The organism is Tissierella sp. QWL-11, assembly GCF_058683765.1.
The window spans coordinates 797512-818179 of sequence record NZ_CM178750.1; the positions used below are offsets into that span (position 1 = coordinate 797512).

At 30.7% G+C, this 20668-nt stretch carries 20 protein-coding genes; 19 read left to right on the forward strand and 1 reads right to left on the reverse strand.

Annotated features, from left to right (window positions below; all coding sequences use genetic code 11):
* The first annotated feature begins 1 nt into the window (after position 1).
* The 10 genes from AC4PG3_RS03865 to AC4PG3_RS03910 all read left to right on the forward strand — a co-directional run bounded on the left by AC4PG3_RS03865 (position 2) and on the right by AC4PG3_RS03910 (position 10032).
* Positions 2 to 904 carry a FecCD family ABC transporter permease gene (locus tag AC4PG3_RS03865; protein WP_492197758.1) on the forward strand — a complete coding sequence of 301 codons (903 nt, stop codon included), beginning with the start codon at positions 2 to 4 and terminating at the stop codon, positions 902 to 904.
* A gap of 5 nt (positions 905 to 909) precedes the next feature.
* Positions 910 to 1077, forward strand: a complete 168-nt coding sequence (locus AC4PG3_RS03870) for an iron chelate uptake ABC transporter family permease subunit (RefSeq protein ID WP_492198195.1) — start codon at positions 910 to 912, stop codon at positions 1075 to 1077.
* Positions 1074 to 1841 (forward strand): ABC transporter ATP-binding protein, encoded by a 768-nt coding sequence (locus AC4PG3_RS03875; RefSeq protein ID WP_492197759.1) that lies wholly within the window; start codon positions 1074 to 1076, stop codon positions 1839 to 1841. Before AC4PG3_RS03870 ends, AC4PG3_RS03875 begins: the two co-directional genes overlap by 4 nt.
* Before the next feature lie 144 nt (positions 1842 to 1985).
* The gene (locus AC4PG3_RS03880) at positions 1986 to 2375 is read left to right on the forward strand and encodes a GntR family transcriptional regulator (RefSeq protein ID WP_492197760.1); all 390 of its coding nucleotides are present in this window, start codon (positions 1986 to 1988) and stop codon (positions 2373 to 2375) included.
* Positions 2372 to 3265, forward strand: a complete 894-nt coding sequence (locus AC4PG3_RS03885; protein ID WP_492197761.1) for an ABC transporter ATP-binding protein — start codon at positions 2372 to 2374, stop codon at positions 3263 to 3265. The genes AC4PG3_RS03880 and AC4PG3_RS03885 overlap by 4 nt, the downstream gene beginning before the upstream one ends.
* Positions 3258 to 4349 carry a hypothetical protein gene (locus tag AC4PG3_RS03890; protein WP_492197762.1) on the forward strand — a complete coding sequence of 364 codons (1092 nt, stop codon included), beginning with the start codon at positions 3258 to 3260 and terminating at the stop codon, positions 4347 to 4349. Before AC4PG3_RS03885 ends, AC4PG3_RS03890 begins: the two co-directional genes overlap by 8 nt.
* A 10-nt stretch (positions 4350 to 4359) precedes the next feature.
* Positions 4360 to 5322, forward strand: a complete 963-nt coding sequence (locus tag AC4PG3_RS03895) for a hypothetical protein (RefSeq protein WP_492197763.1) — start codon at positions 4360 to 4362, stop codon at positions 5320 to 5322.
* Between the two features lie 183 nt (positions 5323 to 5505).
* Complete coding sequence (locus tag AC4PG3_RS03900; protein ID WP_492197764.1) at positions 5506 to 7062, forward strand: ABC-F family ATP-binding cassette domain-containing protein; 1557 nt, start codon at positions 5506 to 5508, stop codon at positions 7060 to 7062.
* Positions 7063 to 7556: 494 nt separating this feature from the next.
* Positions 7557 to 8972, forward strand: coding sequence for a group II intron reverse transcriptase/maturase (ltrA, locus tag AC4PG3_RS03905; protein ID WP_492197765.1), 1416 nt, complete (start codon positions 7557 to 7559; stop codon positions 8970 to 8972).
* A 196-nt stretch (positions 8973 to 9168) separates the two neighbouring features.
* Positions 9169 to 10032 carry a MurR/RpiR family transcriptional regulator gene (locus AC4PG3_RS03910; protein ID WP_492197766.1) on the forward strand — a complete coding sequence of 288 codons (864 nt, stop codon included), beginning with the start codon at positions 9169 to 9171 and terminating at the stop codon, positions 10030 to 10032.
* Here AC4PG3_RS03910 and AC4PG3_RS03915 read toward each other — a convergent pair.
* A complete protein-coding gene (locus AC4PG3_RS03915) occupies positions 10012 to 10386 on the reverse strand; it encodes a DUF3899 domain-containing protein (RefSeq protein WP_492197767.1) in 375 nt (124 codons plus the stop codon). The two genes, AC4PG3_RS03910 and AC4PG3_RS03915, sit on opposite strands and share 21 nt — an antisense overlap.
* Positions 10387 to 10676: 290 nt before the next feature.
* Here AC4PG3_RS03915 and AC4PG3_RS03920 point away from each other — a divergent pair, with 290 nt between their 5' ends.
* The 9 genes from AC4PG3_RS03920 (at position 10677) to AC4PG3_RS03960 (ending at position 20656) form a co-directional block, all read left to right on the forward strand.
* A complete protein-coding gene (locus AC4PG3_RS03920; RefSeq protein WP_492197768.1) occupies positions 10677 to 12479 on the forward strand; it encodes a peptide ABC transporter substrate-binding protein in 1803 nt (600 codons plus the stop codon).
* 82 nt (positions 12480 to 12561) lie between these two features.
* Entirely contained in the window at positions 12562 to 13512 is a 951-nt protein-coding gene (locus AC4PG3_RS03925; protein ID WP_492197769.1) for an ABC transporter permease, read from the forward strand.
* Positions 13509 to 14654 (forward strand): ABC transporter permease, encoded by a 1146-nt coding sequence (locus AC4PG3_RS03930; RefSeq protein WP_492197770.1) that lies wholly within the window; start codon positions 13509 to 13511, stop codon positions 14652 to 14654. Before AC4PG3_RS03925 ends, AC4PG3_RS03930 begins: the two co-directional genes overlap by 4 nt.
* Before the next feature lie 17 nt (positions 14655 to 14671).
* Entirely contained in the window at positions 14672 to 14878 is a 207-nt protein-coding gene (locus AC4PG3_RS03935) for an ATP-binding cassette domain-containing protein (RefSeq protein ID WP_492197771.1), read from the forward strand.
* Between the two features lie 7 nt (positions 14879 to 14885).
* Positions 14886 to 15725, forward strand: a complete 840-nt coding sequence (locus AC4PG3_RS03940) for an ABC transporter ATP-binding protein (protein WP_492198196.1) — start codon at positions 14886 to 14888, stop codon at positions 15723 to 15725.
* A complete protein-coding gene (locus tag AC4PG3_RS03945; RefSeq protein WP_492197772.1) occupies positions 15715 to 16662 on the forward strand; it encodes an ABC transporter ATP-binding protein in 948 nt (315 codons plus the stop codon). The genes AC4PG3_RS03940 and AC4PG3_RS03945 overlap by 11 nt, the downstream gene beginning before the upstream one ends.
* 56 nt (positions 16663 to 16718) lie before the next feature.
* On the forward strand, positions 16719 to 18311 hold the full coding sequence (locus AC4PG3_RS03950) for an N-acyl-D-amino-acid deacylase family protein (RefSeq protein ID WP_492197773.1): 1593 nt from the start codon (positions 16719 to 16721) through the stop codon (positions 18309 to 18311).
* 13 nt (positions 18312 to 18324) lie between these two features.
* Complete coding sequence (locus tag AC4PG3_RS03955; protein ID WP_492197774.1) at positions 18325 to 19533, forward strand: amidohydrolase; 1209 nt, start codon at positions 18325 to 18327, stop codon at positions 19531 to 19533.
* Positions 19511 to 20656 (forward strand): amidohydrolase, encoded by a 1146-nt coding sequence (locus AC4PG3_RS03960; protein WP_492197775.1) that lies wholly within the window; start codon positions 19511 to 19513, stop codon positions 20654 to 20656. The genes AC4PG3_RS03955 and AC4PG3_RS03960 overlap by 23 nt, the downstream gene beginning before the upstream one ends.
* Positions 20657 to 20668: the final 12 nt, after the last annotated feature.

Genomic DNA, 20668 nt, shown 5'->3' on the forward strand with positions numbered 1-20668 from the left:
AATGGACAAACATTTAAATAATAAAGGAATATTTAAAAGCACTCCTATCTATATAATTACTTGGATATTACTTTTTGTTTCCCTTGTGATTTCGGTATTCATAGCAGTTACAATGGGGTCTGTTGAAATATCTGTATCAGATATCTATAGGGTGATAATTTATAAGGCCTTTTCACTAGGAAGTGTAGATACACTTCCTAGTGCTTCGATAGTAGATATAATTTGGTTTATAAGACTACCTAGGATTATTTTAGCAATTGGAGTTGGCATGGGCCTATCTGTGTCAGGGGTGGTTATGCAGGCAATAGTAAAAAATCCTTTGGCAGATCCATTTATATTGGGTATATCATCAGGTGCTTCCTTTGGAGCCACTCTTGCTATAATGCTTGGAGTTGGAATATCCCTTGGACCAAATTATGTAGGAATATCGGCTTTTATAGGTGCTTTTATAATCTCATTACTTGTTATATCTATGTCAAATATAAAGGGAAGGGCAAATTCTACAAAACTTTTATTGTCAGGAATGGCACTTAGCACATTAACTTCTTCCTTTTCTAGTTTTATAATTTATTTTTCTAAAAACAAAGAAGGGATAAAAAACATAACATATTGGCTTATGGGAAGCCTTGCAGGAGCTAGTTGGGAAAATATAAGATTAGTTCTTCCAGTAGTAATAGTTTCTACTATTTTTTTTATAACTCAGTATAGGACATTGAATTTGATGCTTTTAGGAGATGATGTGTCTATCACTTTAGGTAAGGACCTTCATAGATACAGGATATTTTATTTACTTATATCCTCTTTAATGGTGGGATTAATAGTATATTCATCTGGGATAATAGGTTTTGTAGGCCTTATAATTCCTCATATTATAAGAATATTATTTGGTACAGATCATAAATAATTTCAATTACAGCACTTAGTGGAGCTATCTTTTTAATATGGGCGGATGTATTATCTAGAATAATAATTTCAGGAAGTGAACTTCCCATAGGTATATTAATATCCATAATAGGTGCTCCTGTATTTATATATTTAATGATAAGTAAGTCCTATGGATTTGGAGGAAAATCATGATTGAGATAAGTACTAAAGGCTTAGAAGCATGTCTTGGAGGAAAAAAGATATTAAAAAATATAGATATTCATATACATAATAGAGAATTTGTAGGAATAATTGGACCCAATGGAAGTGGCAAAAGCACTCTTTTAAAATGTATATATCGTACTTTAAAACCTAGCAGTGGAACTATTTTTATCAATGATAAAACTTTAGATAGTTTTCCAATAAAAGAAACAGCAAAGAAAATAGCGGTAGTGTCTCAGCACAATGAAATTGCTTTTGACTTTTCGGTAATAGATATGGTCTTAATGGGTAGATCTCCTCATAAAAAGTTTATGGAAAGAGATAGTGCTTATGATTATGAAATAGCTTTAGGATCTTTACAAAAAGTTGGAATGGAAGATTTTAAAGATAGGAGTTTTAATAGCTTATCTGGAGGAGAAAAACAGAGAATAATACTTGCTAGAGCCCTTGCTCAAGATACAAAATGTCTAATATTAGATGAGCCTACAAATCATTTAGATATAAAATACCAACTACAGTTTATGTCTATTGCAAAGAGTTTAAATATAACTATAATATCCGCTATACATGATTTAAACTTAGCAGCTATTTATTGTGATAAACTGTATGCTTTAAAAAAAGGTAAGATAATAGACTATGGATCTCCAGCAAAGCTTTTAACTAAAGAGCTTATAAAGGATTTATATGATGTGAATTCAGAAGTTGTTTTAGATAGAGATACTAATTTAATAAATATAGTATTTAAACCATTTTAAATACTAATAGGACTTGTAGATAAAAAAATTTCATATCTACAGGTCCTGTTTTTTTTAGACTTATTTTAATAAATACTTTACAAAAAGTGTACTATAGTGTACTATTATATGTAATACACTTAATACACTGAAAGGAGGAAATCCATGTTTAATATAAATACTGTAAGTGACAAACCAATTTATGAACAGATTATAGACAATATAAAAGAATTATCTTTTAAAAAAATATTAAAGCCCGATGATAAATTGCCTTCAGTAAGACAGATGGCAAGTATGCTATCTGTAAATCCTAATACAGTTAGTAAGGCGTATAGAGAGTTAGAAAGACAAAAGATCATTCATACGGTGAGGGGGAAGGGGACATTTATGAATTCAGATATGGACTTTGCTATAGACAATGATCGAATAAATAAATCTATAGAAAGTCTGAGAGATATTTGTATAGAATTAGCACATTTAGGATTTGATAGAAAAAAGACAATAGATGAAATAGAAAAGATATATAGTGATATCCAAAAAGGAGGGCTAAAATGATAGAAGTAATAGATGCAAGCAAATCTTTTGGTGGATTTAAAGCTTTAGATAATATAAATATAAAGATTAAAAAAGGAACTATCCACGGCATAATAGGAGAAAATGGTGCAGGGAAAACAACTCTTTTACAGATGATGGCAGGAGTATATGCTGTAGAAGAAGGGAAAGTCCTAATAGATGGTGAGAATGTGTATGACAACAATAAAGTGAAGAATAAAATTGGATATGTAGCAGATAGAAATCAATACTTCAAAGACTATAAATTAGATGAAATGGTGGATTTTTATTCTGGTATATACGAAAACTTTTCAAGAGAGGATTTTGAAAAATATAATAAGATATTTAATTTAAACCTAGATAAAAAGATAAAACAATTATCTAAAGGGATGCAAATGAGATTATCACTTATGTTAAATCTATCTACTAGACCAGGAGTATTGATATTAGACGAACCCACATCAGGGTTAGATGCTATTATCAAAAAAGACTTACTAGATATACTTATAAAGCAGGTCTATGAAAAAGAGGTAACCATAGTGATAAGTTCTCACCAGATAGGGGAATTGGAAAAGTTTTGTGATGAATTTACAATATTAAATAAGGGAAAAGTTAAATACCAATCTAATATAGAAAAGATAAAAGAAAATGTTAAGAAGCTACAGGTAATATTTAAAGAAGATGTAGAAGATAACATAAGTCAAATAGATGGAATTATAAATATTGAAAAGATAGGTAGTGTGTATTACATAGTTACTGATAACTATAGTCAAAAATTAATAAATGATTTAAAAAATCTAGGGGCAGAAATTATTGAGAGCATAGGAATTACCCTAGAAGAAATATTTATATATACAAATAAAAAGGGAGATAGAGGTGAGATAGATGAATAAATCCATATTGAAACACGAAATTAGATCTATGAGATGGATGTTATTATTATCTATCCTAGCAAGCTTGTTTTTAACGATAGTATTTAGTGTATTTCTAGATAGCAGATATGAGATGATATTTTTACACGGGATAGAAGGAAATCAAAGTTTGATTCAGGGAGTTCTAAACAATGTGAGTCCTATGATATTAGTACTATTTACACTTATTTCTATAGTGCAGATATTTATGCAGTTCAAATCAGAAAAGGGTCAAGAAACGGGAAGATTTTTAAAATCCTTGCCAATAAAAAAGGAAGAGTTTTTTAAGATAAAATTAGGAACAGGGATAATCAATTTAAGCTTAGCTTTTATAGTCCTAGTCATAGGGCTAATAATTGTAAGAAACAATAATATGTTTTGGATAAAAGATATCCACAGCATAAGTGATATCTCAGAACCATTTATAAAACTTGATGGAATTAGAAATTTACTAAAGGAAATAGGTCTTGTATATCTAGTAGTCTTGGGATTCTATACATTTTTATTTATGGTTCAATACACCTTTACCAATGTAATAGGAGGTATAGTAACAGGATTTTTAGTATGGTTGTCTCCTGCATTTATATTGATGTCATCAGTATTTACATTAGAAAAAATCAATTCAGGATCTCTATATAATAGCACTATATTAAATAATGTATATGATTTTTCACAATGGTTATTACCTTGGATATATCCTTTAGATTATAATTATGAAGGAGTATACACAGAATCTAATATATCCATGGTTATGATTTCTACTATAGATAATTTACAAGTCAAATATATAATAGCTGTAGTTTTAATACTTTTAAATATAATGATAGCTTATAAATTCAACAAGAGCTCAAAGGTTGAAAATGAAAACAAGGTAATAGTTTTTAAAAGCACTAGAAATATATTTAAAATTGGAGTTACTATTTGTAGTGGACTGTTAGTCTCAGCTATATTAGGTGGAATATTAATGATACCTATGAATGATATATTGTATATACTATTAATACTATTAGGCGGATTTATAGGATATCTAATAAGTAAGAAGATAACAAAAGTAGGAAGTATATAGGAGGATTATAATGAAAAAATTGATATGCATATTGGGAGCTATATTGATTCTAAGTGGATGGTCTACAGAGTCTGCTAATATTGAATTTAAAGATACAGCTATAGAAAAACAGTCAAATGAAATAAAGGACAATAGACAAAAAAGTGTATATATAAAAGATGATGTAAAAAAAGTAATTGAAGAAATAAATGATTTAAGTGAAAAATACAAAGAACAAGTTGATAATAGAGAAGGCTATCCTATATATATAAATATATACGAAGATAATAGTCAAAATAGAGTCAAAAAAACTGAATTTAATAATAGATCTATTTTCAACAAAGAATATTTTAATGATTTAGTAGAAATATTAGATAGGAGTCTAGCTAAAGGATTAAAAGATTATGTCAAAGAGATGGAGAATAAAAAAATACAGATGAATGATCCTATTATAAAAAAGTTAGGAAGAGCTATGGTATGTTCTGACAACATAGGAGCAATAGACAATTATATATCTATTGCTGTCAATTTCTCAAATATAGAAGATGAAGATTATAGAGATATTTTCCATGAGATATCTGAGGATAAATATGTCTTAAACAATGTGGTACTAGGGGAAAAGCAAAATTTAATAGATTTTGGCAATCCAAACAGTGTCTATAATATGTATCATGAAAATAATTTTACCGTAAGATACAATATGTTTTTTGAAGATAGGGATATAGAAAAGGTAAATATACTTCTCCAAGGCAAAAAGGGGATGGATTTAAAAGGTGAGGACATAGATGTATTTATCAATTTACTAAACACCTTAGAATTAGATGGAGATGATAAAGACATATTGATAAAAGAATATAAAAATATATTTAAAAACAAAGGAAATACCAAAACAATTGATATTGAGAATCATGATGTATTCATCAAATACAATAAAGGAAATATATATGGAACAAATAATAGAGAATTAATCTATTTTTCTATTGAGAAGAATTGATACTATTCAAAGGGAGGCCCGAGGGTCTCTCTTTCGCTAACAGCTCTATCTTTATCCCAAGGTTCAAATGACTATATAGATATTGAACTACTACAAAGGGAATTAATACTACCTACCATATTACTGCTTATGTTATAATAAAAGCTATAGCCCTATGGGATTTGTTTTGAAAGGAGTATTAATATGAGTATATTAACAGTGAAAGGCTTAAGTCATAGCTACGGTGGTAGAGAGATATTAAAAGATGTTTCCTTTAGATTATTAAAAGGGGAGCATGTTGGATTGATTGGTGCAAATGGTGAAGGTAAATCTTCATTTATGAATATAATAACAGGGAAACTAGAGCCTGATGAAGGTCAAATTGAATGGTCTAAAAGAGTCAGAGTAGGATACTTAGATCAACATACTGTACTTCATAAGGGATTGACTATAAGAGATATACTTCGTGATGCATTTAAATATCTATTTGATATGGAACAAGAGATGCAGGATATGTATATGAAAATGGGTGATGTAAGTGAAGATGAATTAACATCTTTACTAGAAGAAGTAGGTACAATTCAAGATATATTGGAACATAATGATTTTTACATAGTAGATTCTAAAATCGAAGAAATTGCTAAAGGATTAGGTTTAGATGAAATTGGACTAGATAATGATGTGAATGATTTAAGTGGTGGACAAAGGACTAAGGTACTACTTGCAAAACTTTTATTAGAAAAACCTGATATTTTAATGCTAGATGAGCCTACTAACTATTTAGATGAACAACACATAATATGGTTAAAAAGATATCTAGAAGAATATGAAAATGCATTTTTACTTATATCCCATGATATACCATTTTTAAATAGTGTGGTAAATCTTATCTATCATATTGAAGATAAAGAATTAAGCAGATACGTTGGTAATTATGATGAATTTGTAAAAATATATGAGGCGAAAAAACTTCAATTGGAAGCAGCATATAAGAAACAACAACAGGAAATTGCTGAACTAGAAGATTTTGTTGCTAGAAATAAGGCTAGAGTAGCCACAAGAAATATGGCTATGTCTAGACAAAAGAAGTTGGATAAAATGGATATTATAGAGCTTTCCCGAGAAAAACCAAAACCAGAGTTTAATTTTAAAGAAGGAAGAACAGCAGGAAAATTAATTTTTGAAACAAAGGATTTAGTAATTGGATATGATGAGGCCCTCTCTAAGCCTCTTAATTTGAGGATGGAAAGAGGACAAAGAATAGCATTGACTGGAGCAAATGGACTTGGAAAGACAACATTGTTAAAGTCTGTATTGGGTCTAATAAATCCATATTCTGGGAATGTATCATTAGGAGACAATCTGGAGATAGGTTATTTTGAACAAGAGATAAAAGAAAAAAACAATAACTCATGTATAGAAGAATTATGGACAGAGTTCCCTAGTTGGCAACAATTTGAGATTAGGTCAGCTTTGGCTAAATGTGGATTAACTACAAACCATATAGAATCTAAAGTCAAGGTCTTAAGTGGTGGGGAACAGGCAAAGGTTAGATTGTGCAAGATATTAAATAGAGAGACCAATATATTGATCTTAGATGAGCCTACAAATCATTTAGATATTGAGGCAAAAGAAGAATTAAAAAGAGCTTTAAAAGCTTATAAAGGTGGAATATTACTTATATCCCATGAACCTGAGTTTTACAGAGATGTGGCTACTGAAATATGGAATTGTGAAGAATGGTCCACTAAGATATTTTAAATGTTTTTAAATAGTATCCCATCAAAAAGATAATGAAATAAAAGCTGTCTTAAAGTTATTTTAAGACAGCTTTTATTGTGCGCCCAGCATGGACGCAAACTAGTCGGTGAAAGTCCGATACGGGGGTTGATAGTGCCAACCGTTAGCTTAAGACAAGGGTGTCCACTGTGAGGTGGAATCTGAAGGAAGTCGGCGGCAAAACTCCGGTCTGAGGTACACGAACTACATTTGAGGCTTGACCTTGTGGATGAGGTTGCAATACAAACCAAAGTCCTAAACTATCCGAAACAGGGGAAGTAAATGTAGCAGATATATGGAGAGAAAGTTTGTATTCTTACCTGGGGAGGTCTGATAGATAAGTCATAAAAGACTACGGTCTACATGACAAACTACATAGTGATATGTAACTGAATTATCAGAAGTCAGCAGAAGTCATAGTACAAGATTAATCATGATAATCTTGGAAGGACTGAACATTAGGGAGGTGAGTAAGTTTGGCAATCTCAACAAACATGAAAAGAATACAGAAAACCAAAGATTTGGGCTGGACTGTGGAAGTAGAGATGGAAACTCAAGGTAAACAGGGAGCGTATAGTGATTTGTCGGCGAAGTCAAATCTGAAAACCAAGTCGGGATTTAATACTGAAAATCTACTCGAAAAGATTGTAGATAAGAGAAATATCTTTGAAGCATACAAAAGAGTACTAGCTAACAAAGGAAGTAGTGGAATAGATGGAATGAGAGTAGATGAACTTCTAACCTACCTGAAAGAAAACTACGAAACTTTGAAAGCAAATCTGTTAGATGGAAAATACAAAGTACAACCAGTAAAAAGAGTAGAAATACCCAAACCCAATGGAGGCATAAGACTCCTTGGAATACCAACAGTAGTAGATAGATTAATCCAGCAAGCAATAAACCAAGTGATTAATCCGATATTCGATAGAGCATTTTCAAATAATAGCTATGGATTTAGACCAGGAAGAAGTGCACACATGGCTCTAAAACAAGCTCAAACATATATAAATGAAGGATACAAACAAGTTGTAGATATGGACTTAGAAAAGTTCTTTGACAATGTAAACCATGACATATTAATGAACTTAGTATCAAGAAAGATACAAGACAAAAGAGTATTAAAATTAATAAGGAAGTATTTAAACTCAGGGATAATGTTAAATGGTATAGCAGTCAAATCAGAACAAGGAGCACCCCAAGGTGGTCCTTTAAGCCCATTACTCAGCAATATATTACTTGATGAATTAGATAAAGAATTAGAAATAAGAGGACATAAATTCTGCCGTTACGCTGATGATTGTAATATCTATGTTAAAAGCACAAGAGCAGGAGAAAGAGTCCTTAAGAGCATCACTAAATTTCTAGGAAGAAAACTAAAACTAAAAGTAAATACTGAGAAATCAGCAGTATCTCCACTAACTAAAAGAAAATTTCTAGGATACAGTTTCTACTACTCAAAAGGTAAAATTAGATTTAGAACCCATAACAAGAGTTATGAAAGACTTAAAGAAAAGATTAGAAAGATTACTAATAGAAATATAAACATGAATTTTGATTATAGAATTAAGAAACTAAATGAAATAATTGTAGGTTGGGTAAATTACTTTAAACTGGCAGATATGAAGACTAAACTAACAGAACTAGACAAATGGGTACGAAGGCGACTTAGAGCTTGTGTATGGAAAACATGGAAACTAGGTAGAACAAGATTTAAGAATCTAATGAAACTAGGAGTACCTAAATACAAGGCTTGGGAGTATGCAAATACAAGGAAAAGTTACTGGAGAACATCAATTAGTCCAATACTAAGTAAAACCATAACTAATCAAAGACTGATTAGTCATGGTTTTAAAAGTTTATCTTCACAGTATGAAAAAGCTAGACTGTCTTAATGAACCGCCGTATACCGAACGGTACGTACGGTGGTGTGAGAGGACGGAAAATAAAATAATTATTTTCCTCCTACTCGATTATAAAAATTATTATAGAATAATGTTAAGTTTTTTATAATAGATATATAGAAAAGTAAAAGATATAGATATAATCAAAAATTAAATCATTAACTATAAAATAAAAAGGGGGTTCGAGATGACCGTAATAGAAAAAATAAATGAAGAATACTCTAATTTAAGTAAGGTTCAAACAAAAATTGCAGATTATATAATAAAAAACACAGACAAAGCATGTTTCCTTTCACTTAAGGAAATGTCAGAAGAGGTAGAAACTACAGAGGTAACAATTATTAATTTTTCTAAGAAAATAGGATATGATAATTTTAGTAATTTTAAGAAGGATTTACAAGCTTATATTCAAATGATGCTTTCGCCAAGTGATAAGATTGTAAATGCAATAACTAATATTGAAGATAAAGAAAGTGAGTTAATAGAATTTATAAAATTAGATGAAGAAGCTTTAAAAAGAACTATGCAAGGAATTAATATTTTAGATGTAAAAAAAGCAGTAGAAATTATAAAAAAAGCAAATAAAGTATACTTAGTAGGTCAATGTATCTCTGAAGTACCCATTATGTTTTTATATTTAAGATTGACATTATTAGGGATAAATACGGAAATACTAGATATTAGTTCATATAATGCTATTAGTATAAAAATGATACAAGTAAAAAAGGAAGATGTATTTATAATGTGCTCATTTCCAAGATATTCTAAAAACCCAATTGTATTAGCAGAGTATCTAAAAAATAATGGAAATAAAATTATAAGCATAACTGATAAAAATACTTCACCAATAGCCATAAAGTCAGAAGTTGTATTTACTTGTGCTACATATACATTTCTGTTTTATAATTCTATAACAGCTGCCATGTCTCTTTGTAATTTATTGGTTTCTGCATTGGCATTAGATATGGAAGATACTTTAATTAACAATCTCAAGGATAAAAGTAAAATACAAAAATATTTTTATGATAGATTAGAAATAGTAAAAAATTAAAGAAAGAGAAATCTCAATAAAGCCTATTAATAAAAACTCAATGTAGGTTTTATTGTATTTTTTTGCATTTTTATAACTTATGTAGTCTTGATTTTTAAAATCTTTTTCGGAATTTTTCTTATCTAAAATTATATTGAAAAACTTTTTAAATCCAAAACCTAATAAATCAAAAAAACCTAGACTTTTAACTAATTTAGAAAGTCCGATTATAATATAAATTAAACCTAAAACACCTAAAGAGTCTGATAAATTTAGAGGAAAACTTTTATTTCCTAGAAAAAAACTATATATACTAATGAACAAAATGGCTATTAATATATGTTTAAATATAAATTTATTTTTTTGATTTTTCATTTATATATTCCACCTCTATTTTATAAACATATTATATCTTAAACCCTCATATAATGAAAGTATTAAAGTGAAAAGTATAAAAAATCAGATAAATTATATTTATTACTTAACATGAGAACTAGCCGGTGATTCTCTGACTAGATGATATATTTATTAGTATCTTAAATTAATTGAAAATTAAAAATATTTGTGGCTTATTCAATGAGATTACATAATAATTTTAAAAAGTTAATTATCACATCTATAAGTTGTGGTTTAATTAGATTTACTTAAAATAAGGAGGGAATAAGATGTGTAAAAAAATTGTTTTATCTATGGTCGTTTTAGCTCTATGTATTAGTGTAATATTAACAGGGTGTTCATCAAAAAATCCGGATAATGCTCCAGCAGATGGGCAAACAGATAGTGAGGCAAAACAATCTACAGATAAACTAGAAGAAACAGAAAAAATTTTTAGAACGCTTTCAGTGATGGCGGCATCAAATGCTAATCCTCATATAGCTAGTACATCTTATGATAATGAGATTAGTACTCTTATAAATGCTGGATTATATAGATATGTTCCAGGAGAAGATAGAAATAGTTCATATTTAGCACCTGAATTGGCTGATGGAAATCCTAAGCAAATGGATGACAAAGGCAAAGTATGGGAGATAAAGATTAATAAAAATGCTAAGTGGTCAAATGGAGAGCAAATAAATGCAGATACTTTTATATATTCTTGGAAGACAGCACTAGATCCAACATTATTAAATCCACCTGCCATATCATTAGCAGTTAGTTATATAGAAATAGAAAATGCAGAACAATATTATACTCAAGTTGCTGATGAAACAAAAGTTGATTGGGAAGATGTTGGCATTAAAAAAATTGATGACTATACTGTTCAAATTAAGACAACACAAGGATATACAGAGCAAGATGTAATGAGACATTTTAGTGTTAGAGTGACTAAAGCGGTAAATGAAAAAATGTATGAAGAATTCATGAACGATTCTAAGACTTCAACCTTATATGGCACTGATAAAGACAAGATTATATCTGCTGGTCCATTTATATTAGATGAATGGATAAAAGGATCAGAACGTGTATTTAGCAAGAATCCTGAATACTTATTTGCAGATGAAATAAAACTTGATGGAGTGAATACTCGAATTATTAAAGATACTGGAACTCAGATGCAAATGTTTGAAAATGGGGAGCTAGATTATATAAATCTCTCACCAGAAGGTTATCTAAAGTATGAAGAAGATCCTAGAATTGCAGTTTTTCCATCAAGGGTAGTAAGAAATGTAGAAATTAATAGGGCTAATCCAGACCAACCAATACTTGGAAATCTGAATTTTAGAAAGGCATTGTACTATGCTATGGATAGAGAAACTATGGCAGAATTAGGAAAGCACAAACCAGCACCTTATTATGTTTCTACAAATTCTGTTGCATATTCAGATGGTAGTAAATTTAGAGATATTCCTGAGGCTAATGAATATATACCAGAAAATAATGGATACAATCCAGAATTAGCCCTTGAATTATTTAATAAGGCTTTAGAAGAAGAAGGAATATCTAAAGTAAGCTTAACTTTAAATTACTATGATTCAAGAGAAGATGTAAAAATGATGGCAGAATATCAACAAAAGAGCGTGATGGAATTATTTGGAGAAGATAAATTTGAATTAAAACTACAAGCATTACCAAACAAGCAATTATTTGAAACAATGAAAGATTTCAGACAAAATCCTTCTAGCTATGAATTGTCATGGGGAGCATGGTCTTGGTCATCAGGAGACTTTGCACCTAATAGAAACTTTGAAACCTTCCAAAGCGATTATCCAAGGGCAAACGCACCTTATAATAATAAGAAGCTAGACAAATTATATCATGAATCAATTCAGGAAGAAGTAAGATTAGATGAAAAAAAGGTAGCAGAATATGCTATGGAATTAGAAAAAGAATATATAGAAGATGTTATAACTATACCCATATTTGAAGTAGTAAATAAGGTAATGTTTTCAGAAAGGATAGATTTGCCAGTAGATATATACCAATCTGGACTTGGCTGGGGAACAAAGTATGCAGATATACTAGAATAAGATTTATAAATCCAAACACAAGACTTATGATAATTCTTGTGTTTGGGCTAAAACATTAGAAACTCTATAAGGGGGGTTATAGTTGATAAAATATATATTCAAAAGAGTAATTGCTATGTTTATTACTTTATTTATAATACTTACTATGGCGTTTATTGTTGTAAGACTTATGCCAGGAAATGTTTATGAAAACCCAGAACTACCTCAAAAGGTTATTGAAGCTTTAGAGAAAAAAGCCCATTTAGATAAGCCTTTTATCGTTCAATATTATTACTTTTTAAAAGGAATAGTTTTAAATAATGACTGGGGAACTTCAGTTAAAATAGAGCCCAGTGTACCTGTATTTGAAGTATTAAAAACTAGAATACCAGTATCTATGACAATAAATATAATATCATTAGCTATATCTTTGCCTTTAGGGATTATTGCTGGATCTGCAGCAGCATTAAAAAAGAACAAATTAACAGATCATATAATATCATTTCTGGTAGTAATTTTTATCTCAGTACCATCCTTTGTTTTTGCATCATTACTTCAATATTTTGTTGCATTTAAATTAGACTTATTTCCAATAGTATATCAAGGAACGAAAGTTGGAGTTACTAGACTGTCCTCATTGATGCTGCCTATTTTAGCTTTATCTTTTGGCCCTATTGCAACTGTTACTAGATATTTAAGAGGTGAATTAATAGAAACTTTGGATTCGGAGTTTATGTTATTAGCTAGAACAAAAGGCTTAACAAAGGTTCAATCAACAGTAAAGCATGGTTTTAGAAATTCATTATTGCCTTTAACTAATATAATAATTCCTATGTTTACAAATATATTAGGAGGTTCTCTTGTTATAGAAAGGATATTTTCTATACCAGGGGTAGGTGGTATAATGATAGATTCTATAAATGCAAATGACCACCCATTAACTATAGCAGTGCTAATTTTTTATTCCCTTGTATCTCTTTTAACTATATTAGTTGTAGATTTATCCTATGGTATTGTGGATCCTCGTATTAGAATAGGGGGGAATAGTCAATGAACAGTATGAAAAGAGATCGACAAATAGAAGATATTAGTACCCATAAGTTTGAGTTTGTACAAAAAGATAAATCAATAAAAGATGAGAAATTTGAAATTAAGTCTATAGGATATTTTGAAGATGCCATGATTAGACTTAGAAAGAATAAAGCATCTGTAATTTCATTCTTTTTGATTTGTATAATTGCAGCTTTATCTATAGTGGGACCTAGCTTCAATAATTTAGGTTTCAATGATCAAAATGTCAGTAGAGTAAATATGCCTCCTAGAATTCCAGGAATTGAGAAGATAGGGATTGGAGATAGTACAAGACTTATCGAAAATAGAAGACTGGATTCTTTAGAAAATGAAGAAAAATATCCACCAGGAACTATATTAGAAAGAAGAAACGAAAGAGAAGTTAGAGGTATAAAGGTAGTTGATATAGTTGTGGATTATTATAAATTTACTGGAGCAGAAAATGAATATTACTGGCTAGGTACAGACTATTTAGGAAGAGATTTATGGACAAGGTTGTGTAGGGGGGCTAGGGTATCTTTGATGATAGCTCTATTATCAGTAGTAATTAATATTGTTTTTGGAGTTATATATGGAGCTATAGCAGGTTATTATGGTGGAAAAGTAGATATGGTTATGATGAGAATTGCAGAAATTATCAATGCATTTCCAAGAATTGTAGTAGTAACATTATTTATAATATTTTTTGGAACGGGAATATTTTCAATTATTATGGCATTAGTAATAAGAGGTTGGGTACCAACAGCAAGGATGATTAGATCTCAATTTTTGAGGTTTAAAAATAGAGAGTATGTATTATCTGCTAGAACTCTAGGAGTATCTGATAAGGTGCTTATTTTTAGACATATATTGCCAAATTCAATTGGTCCAATCATTACAAGAGCTATGATAGCAGTGCCAGGGGCTATATTTTCTGAGTCTTTTTTAGCATATATAGGATTAGGACTACAGGCTCCAGAACCATCAATAGGTGTATTATTATCTGAAGGCCAAAAGACATTATTACATTTTCCACATCAGACACTTGCTCCTGCTGTAATGATATCAATATTGATGATTTCATTTAACTTATTTTCTAATGGATTAAGGGACGCATTTGATCCAACTATGAGAGGCCAAGAATAGTTTAGGGGTGATTTAAAGTGGATAATAGAGAAACAATTTTAAAGGTAGAAGACCTAAATGTCTCCTTTAGCGGATATGCAGGGAAGATATATGCAGTAAGGGGAGTAGATTTTACATTAAAAAAAGGTGAAACTATAGCAATAGTTGGAGAATCTGGGTCAGGTAAATCAGTAAGTATTAAATCTATAATGGGCATACTTCCCAAAAAACGGAACTATAGATAGAGGAAAAATATCATATGATAATAGAGATTTAACAAAAGTTACAGAAGAAGTATTCCATGAAATAAGGGGAAAGAGAATTGGATTAATCTTTCAAGATCCATTATCAGCTTTAAATCCAATAATGAAAATAGGAAAACAAATAACAGAGGTTTTGACTTTACAAAAGAATATGTCAAAAAAGGAGGCTAAAGAAAGGGCTATAGAATTAATGACTGCAGTAGGAATACCAAACCCTAAAGTGAGATTTAATCAATATCCTTTTGAGTTTTCAGGTGGTATGCGACAAAGAATAGTTATTGCAATAGCATTAGCTTCAGATCCTGAAATTTTAATATGTGATGAGCCAACAACTGCATTAGATGTAACTGTTCAGGCTAAAATACTTGAATTAATTAATAATATAAAAAAAGAAAAAAATCTTTCAGTTATATTTATCACACATGATCTAGGAGTAGTTGCCAATATGGCAGACAGAGTATATGTAATGTATGGAGGGAAAGTAGTAGAATATGGAACTAATGAAGAAATATTTTTTGAGCCAGCACATCCTTATACCTGGGCATTGCTTTCATCTATGCCAGATTTAGAGACAAAAGAAAAGCTTGTTTCTATCCCAGGAACTCCTCCTAATATGGTCAATCCTCCAAAGGGAGATGCCTTTGCTGCAAGAAATGAATATGCAATGAAAATTGATTTTGAAGAACAGCCTCCATTTTTTAAAATTTCAGATACTCATTATGCAGCAACTTGGCTACTACACAAAGATGCACCTAAAGTTAAAATGCCAAAAATATTATTTGAAAGAATAGATAGAATGAAAGGTGGTGAGCTACTTGATGAACAATAAAAGAAAGCCTATTTTAGAAGTTGAAAATTTAGAAAAACATTTTATTTCTGGCAGAAAAAGAAAGAAAGTGACTGTTAAAGCAATTGACGATATATCTTTTAATATATATGAATCTGAAACCTTTGGATTAGTAGGGGAAAGTGGATGTGGTAAAACTACAACAGGAAGAACTATTATAAGACTTTATAATCCTACTAATGGTGAAATAAAGTTTAAAGGCAGAACTATTTCAGGTCCTATGAATAAAGAACTAAGGAAATATCTTACTTCAAATATTTCAATGATTTTTCAAGATCCAATAGATTCTCTTAATCCCAGGATGACAGTTCAAGAAATTATTGGAGAGGGATTAAAGGTAAAGGGAATGACTAATCTAGAAGAAAGACAAAAATTAGTTTATGAGATGCTAGACAAAGTAGGTCTTACAAAAGAGCATGCAAGTAGATATCCACACGAATTTAGTGGAGGACAAAGACAGCGTATAGGGGTTGCAAGAGCTATAATAACTAAACCTTCTCTAGTAATAGCCGATGAACCTGTATCCGCTTTAGATGTATCTATTCAAGCACAAGTAATAAATTTGCTTAATGATTTAAAAAAAGAACTGGGTTTGACAATATTATTTATAGCTCATGACTTGTCCGTAGTAAAATATTTTTCGGATAGAATTGGAGTAATGTATTATGGAAAATTAGTTGAAGTGGCTAATGGAGAAGAACTTTACAAAAACCCTGTTCATCCTTATACTAAAGCTTTAATTTCTGCTATTCCTCAGCCTAACCCTATAACAGAACGAACAAGAAAGAGGATAAAGTATGATCCATCAAAAGAACATGATTATAGTATAGAAAAACCATCTATGGTGGAGATAGATGATGGACATTTTGTATATGCTTCCCCATCTGAAATAGAGAAATACAAGAAGGAATTAATATGAAATGGTAGTACATGGGTGTGGATACAATTTAATAGCGCGTGCGTAGGAGGATTCATATGTATGATATATTACTGAAAAATGGAATGATTTATGATGGATATAGCAAAAAAGCTTATGAAGGTAGTATAGCTATCAAAGATAGAAAAATTACAAGCATAGGAAAAAATATAGATGGAACCTCAGAAATAACTTTAGACTTAAAAGGGTTAGCTGTAAGCCCAGGTTTTATAGATATACATTCTCATTCAGATAATTCATATTTACAAGATGATAGATGCGAATCAAAGATATATCAAGGAGTAACCACGGAGGTTGTAGGGCAATGTGGGAATACTATGTTTCCTTGTAAAGAAGAAAAAATGGAAAATTTACTAAAGTATGTAGGCACACATCCTAAATATGACAAAGAGTATTATGCATCTACATCTTTGGAAAAATTTATAGACAAAGCTAAATCTAATAATAAAAAAACATCTGTAAATCTGATTCCTTTAATTGGTCATGGTGCTTTAAGAGCTGGAGTTATGGGATTTGATGGAAGAGCATCCAATGAAGAAGAGTTACAGGAAATGGTAGATTTACTAGATAGAGAGATGAAATTTGGAGCATGGGGAATGTCTTTAGGATTAGGATATGCACCTGGAATATTTGCAAATCAAGAAGAATTAAATAGTCTGGGAGAAGTGATAGCAAAATATGATGGTATAATTCCATCTCATATGAGAAATCAAAGTGATAAAATATTTGACGCTTTAGAAGAAATGTATGAAATAAATAGAAGAACAGGTGCCAAGGTGCATATTGCTCACTTAAAGATGGGTGGCAAAACACAATGGGGAAGAGCTCAACAACTAATTGATCATATTACAAATGCAAAGAGAGAAGGTATAAAAGTAACAAAGGATATGTATCCATATAATGCATCGTCTTCTGGTATAACTAATATTTTACCTAAATGGACACTAGATGGTGGGCAGTCTATGGCAGCTAAAAGATTTAAAACACAAGAGCGTGAAATTATAATGAAATATTTAGAAGAGAGACTTAAGACTAGAGAAGATGGAGAAGGAATTTATATAGTATCCACATATGATAGATATCCTATAGCAGATGACAAAAATATATATGAGCTAAGTCAAGAGTTGGGAATTACTATGGCAGAAGCAGTTGAACAAATTATAATAAACACAGATGGTAAAGCAAGAGGTATATTTGTGTCTATGGCAGAAGAAGATGTGATGCTAATGCTTAGAGAAGATGATATTTCAATAGGTAGTGATGGATATTCATTGCCATTAGATAAGAATTTAAATGAAGGCAAGTCTCATCCAAGAAGCTTTGGTACATTTCCTAGATTTTTAAAATTAGTAAGAGAAGAAAACATATGTAATTTAGAGACAGCAATTAACAGAATAACAAAATTACCAGCGGATACTATGGGTATCAAAGATAGAGGAATCTTAAAAGAAGGAATGGTTGCTGATATAACAGTATTTAATCCTGAAACAATATCTGATTTAGCAACATATGAAAATCCATTTTGTAAGCCAATAGGAATAGAACACGTTATAATAAATGGAGAATTTGCAGTTTATAATACAGAGCAAACAGATAGACGTTTAGGAGAAATTTTATTAAAGGGGAAATAATGGGAGGGATAATTTGTTATTAATTAAAAATTGTAAATTAATTGATATGGCGGAGATTTTTGAAGAAAAATATGATATTCTAATAGATAATGACAGAATAGTAAAAATAGAAAAAGAAATAGATGGAAAGTCCATGGAGGATGTCGAAATAATAGATGCAAAAGAAAGATTAGTAACTCCTGGACTAATAGAGCCACACTGTCATATGGGAGTATATGAAACTGGAATAAGAGAGGGCATGGATGGAAATGAGACCACAAATCCAGCAACTCCACAGTTAAGAGCAATAGATGCAATAGATCCTATGGATCCAGCATATGATGTTGCTATAAGACATGGAGTTACTACAGTAGTACCAGGTCCAGGTAGTGCCAATGTTATTGGTGGGATATTTACAGCTATGAAGACTACTGGAAATATCCTAGATAAAACTATAATAAAAGAAGAAGTTGCTATGAAGATGGCTTTAGGAGAGAATCCTAAAACTAATTATGGAAAGAGAAATAAAGCCCCATCTACTAGAATGATGAGTGCAGCTATTATGAGAGAACAGCTATTTAAAGCAAAAGAGTATCATGAAAAGTTTAAAGAGTATGAAGAAAAAATAAAAAATAATCATAAAAATGCTAGTTTTGATTATGATTTAGGACTTCATAATTTGATGAGAGTGTTTGATGGACTTAGAGTAAAGATTCATGCCCATCAAGCAGATGATATCTTGACAGGGGTTAGGATAGCTGAAGAATTTAATTTAAAATATACAATAGATCATTGCACAGAAGGTCATTTAATAGCAGATGAATTAAAATCTAAAAATGTGCAATGCATCATAGGACCTACTGCTGGTGGTAAAAGTAAATTTGAGGTTAGAAATAAGACATTGGAAATTGCAGCTATATTAGAAGAAAAAGCTGTAGATTTTGCTATAATGACAGACCACCCTGTAATACCAATAGAAGGGCAGTTAATGCAATTAGCATTATATGTAAAACATGGATTATCCCGTGAAGGGGCCTTAAAAGCAGTGACAATAAATGCAGCAAGAGTCACAGATATAGATGATAGAGTAGGAAGTATAGAAGTGGGTAAAGATGCAGATATAGTAATTTGGAATGTAGACCCTCTCCATACTATGAGTGAAGCAGGCATAGTTATTATAAATGGAAAAGTAGTTTATGAGAAGAAGGAGGGGGCAGTTTATGTTGATTATAAAAAGTTGTAATCTGATAAACATGGTTGATATATATGAAGAGACTATGGATATAGCTATTAAAGATGGGAAGATAATAGAAATTAGTAAAGAAATAAATCCAGAAAAATATGGAGATGTTCAAATAATATATGCAAACAATGATTTTGTAACACCAGGAATTATAGAGCCCCATTGTCAATTAGGTGTAAAAGAACAAATATATAGATATGAAGGTGATGATTCTAATGAAAATACAGATCCAATATTGCCTCAACTTAGAGCATTAGATGCCATAAATCCAATGGATGAAGGAATTCAAACTGCAAGACAATCTGGAGTTACAACAGTGGTTTCTGGTCCTGGGGATAATAATTTGATAGGTGGAACTTTTGCAGCTTTTAAAACCTATGGAAAAACTGTTGAAGATTTGATAATAAAAGATGAAATAGCATTTAAAATTTCATTGGGAAATTCCCCAAAGCACACTTATGGAGATAAAGGAATCATGCCAAAAACTCGTATGGCATCTGCCGCTATGATTAGAGAAGCCTTTATAAAGGCAAAAGAATATCATAGGCAATACTATTTAGGACAAAATCCTAAGTTTGATATAAAGATGCACTCTCTTATGAGAATATATGATGGTATGTTAGTAAAATTTGTGGCCCATCAAGCTTATGATATTATAACTGCCATTAGATTGGGAGAAGAGTTCAACCTTAATTATACAGTAGATAAGGCCAGTGAAGCATATTTAATAGCACAAGAGTTAAAAGAGTTTGATACAAGGTTTGTTATAGGTCCTGCTTATGGTGGTAAGAGAGAGCATGAAATAAGAAATATAGATACTATTATAGCATCTATAATGGAAAAACATGGTCTTGATTTTTCCATATCTACAGGTCATCCAGGAGTAGATTTAAGTATGACTATGGTTCAAACCATAATGATGCATAAAAAAGGTCTGTCTAGAGAAACTGCTTTAAAAGCTATGACTATCAATGCAGCTAAAGCTGTAGGACTAGAAAATAGAGTGGGGAGTATCGAAGTAGGTAAGGATGCAGATATAGTAATTTGGGATGGAGATCCACTTGACTACTATACCTCTCCTAGAATAGTGATTATTGACGGTGATGTAGTATATAAAAGTTAAACTGGAGTGATA

Bases quoted from the DNA above. Each gene is read 5' to 3' on its own strand.
- AC4PG3_RS03910 (WP_492197766.1), top strand. From the start codon at position 9,169: ATGACCGTAATAGAAAAAATAAATGAAGAATACTCTAATTTAAGTAAG.
- AC4PG3_RS03945 (WP_492197772.1), top strand. From the start codon at position 15,715: ATGAACAATAAAAGAAAGCCTATTTTAGAAGTTGAAAATTTAGAAAAA.
- AC4PG3_RS03895 (WP_492197763.1), top strand. From the start codon at position 4,360: ATGAAAAAATTGATATGCATATTGGGAGCTATATTGATTCTAAGTGGA.
- AC4PG3_RS03865 (WP_492197758.1), top strand. From the start codon at position 2: ATGGACAAACATTTAAATAATAAAGGAATATTTAAAAGCACTCCTATC.
- AC4PG3_RS03960 (WP_492197775.1), top strand. From the start codon at position 19,511: ATGTTGATTATAAAAAGTTGTAATCTGATAAACATGGTTGATATATAT.
- AC4PG3_RS03890 (WP_492197762.1), top strand. From the start codon at position 3,258: ATGAATAAATCCATATTGAAACACGAAATTAGATCTATGAGATGGATG.
- AC4PG3_RS03880 (WP_492197760.1), top strand. From the start codon at position 1,986: ATGTTTAATATAAATACTGTAAGTGACAAACCAATTTATGAACAGATT.
- AC4PG3_RS03885 (WP_492197761.1), top strand. From the start codon at position 2,372: ATGATAGAAGTAATAGATGCAAGCAAATCTTTTGGTGGATTTAAAGCT.
- AC4PG3_RS03950 (WP_492197773.1), top strand. From the start codon at position 16,719: ATGTATGATATATTACTGAAAAATGGAATGATTTATGATGGATATAGC.
- AC4PG3_RS03900 (WP_492197764.1), top strand. From the start codon at position 5,506: ATGAGTATATTAACAGTGAAAGGCTTAAGTCATAGCTACGGTGGTAGA.
- AC4PG3_RS03930 (WP_492197770.1), top strand. From the start codon at position 13,509: ATGAACAGTATGAAAAGAGATCGACAAATAGAAGATATTAGTACCCAT.
- AC4PG3_RS03875 (WP_492197759.1), top strand. From the start codon at position 1,074: ATGATTGAGATAAGTACTAAAGGCTTAGAAGCATGTCTTGGAGGAAAA.
- AC4PG3_RS03920 (WP_492197768.1), top strand. From the start codon at position 10,677: ATGTGTAAAAAAATTGTTTTATCTATGGTCGTTTTAGCTCTATGTATT.
- AC4PG3_RS03915 (WP_492197767.1), bottom strand. From the start codon at position 10,386: ATGAAAAATCAAAAAAATAAATTTATATTTAAACATATATTAATAGCC.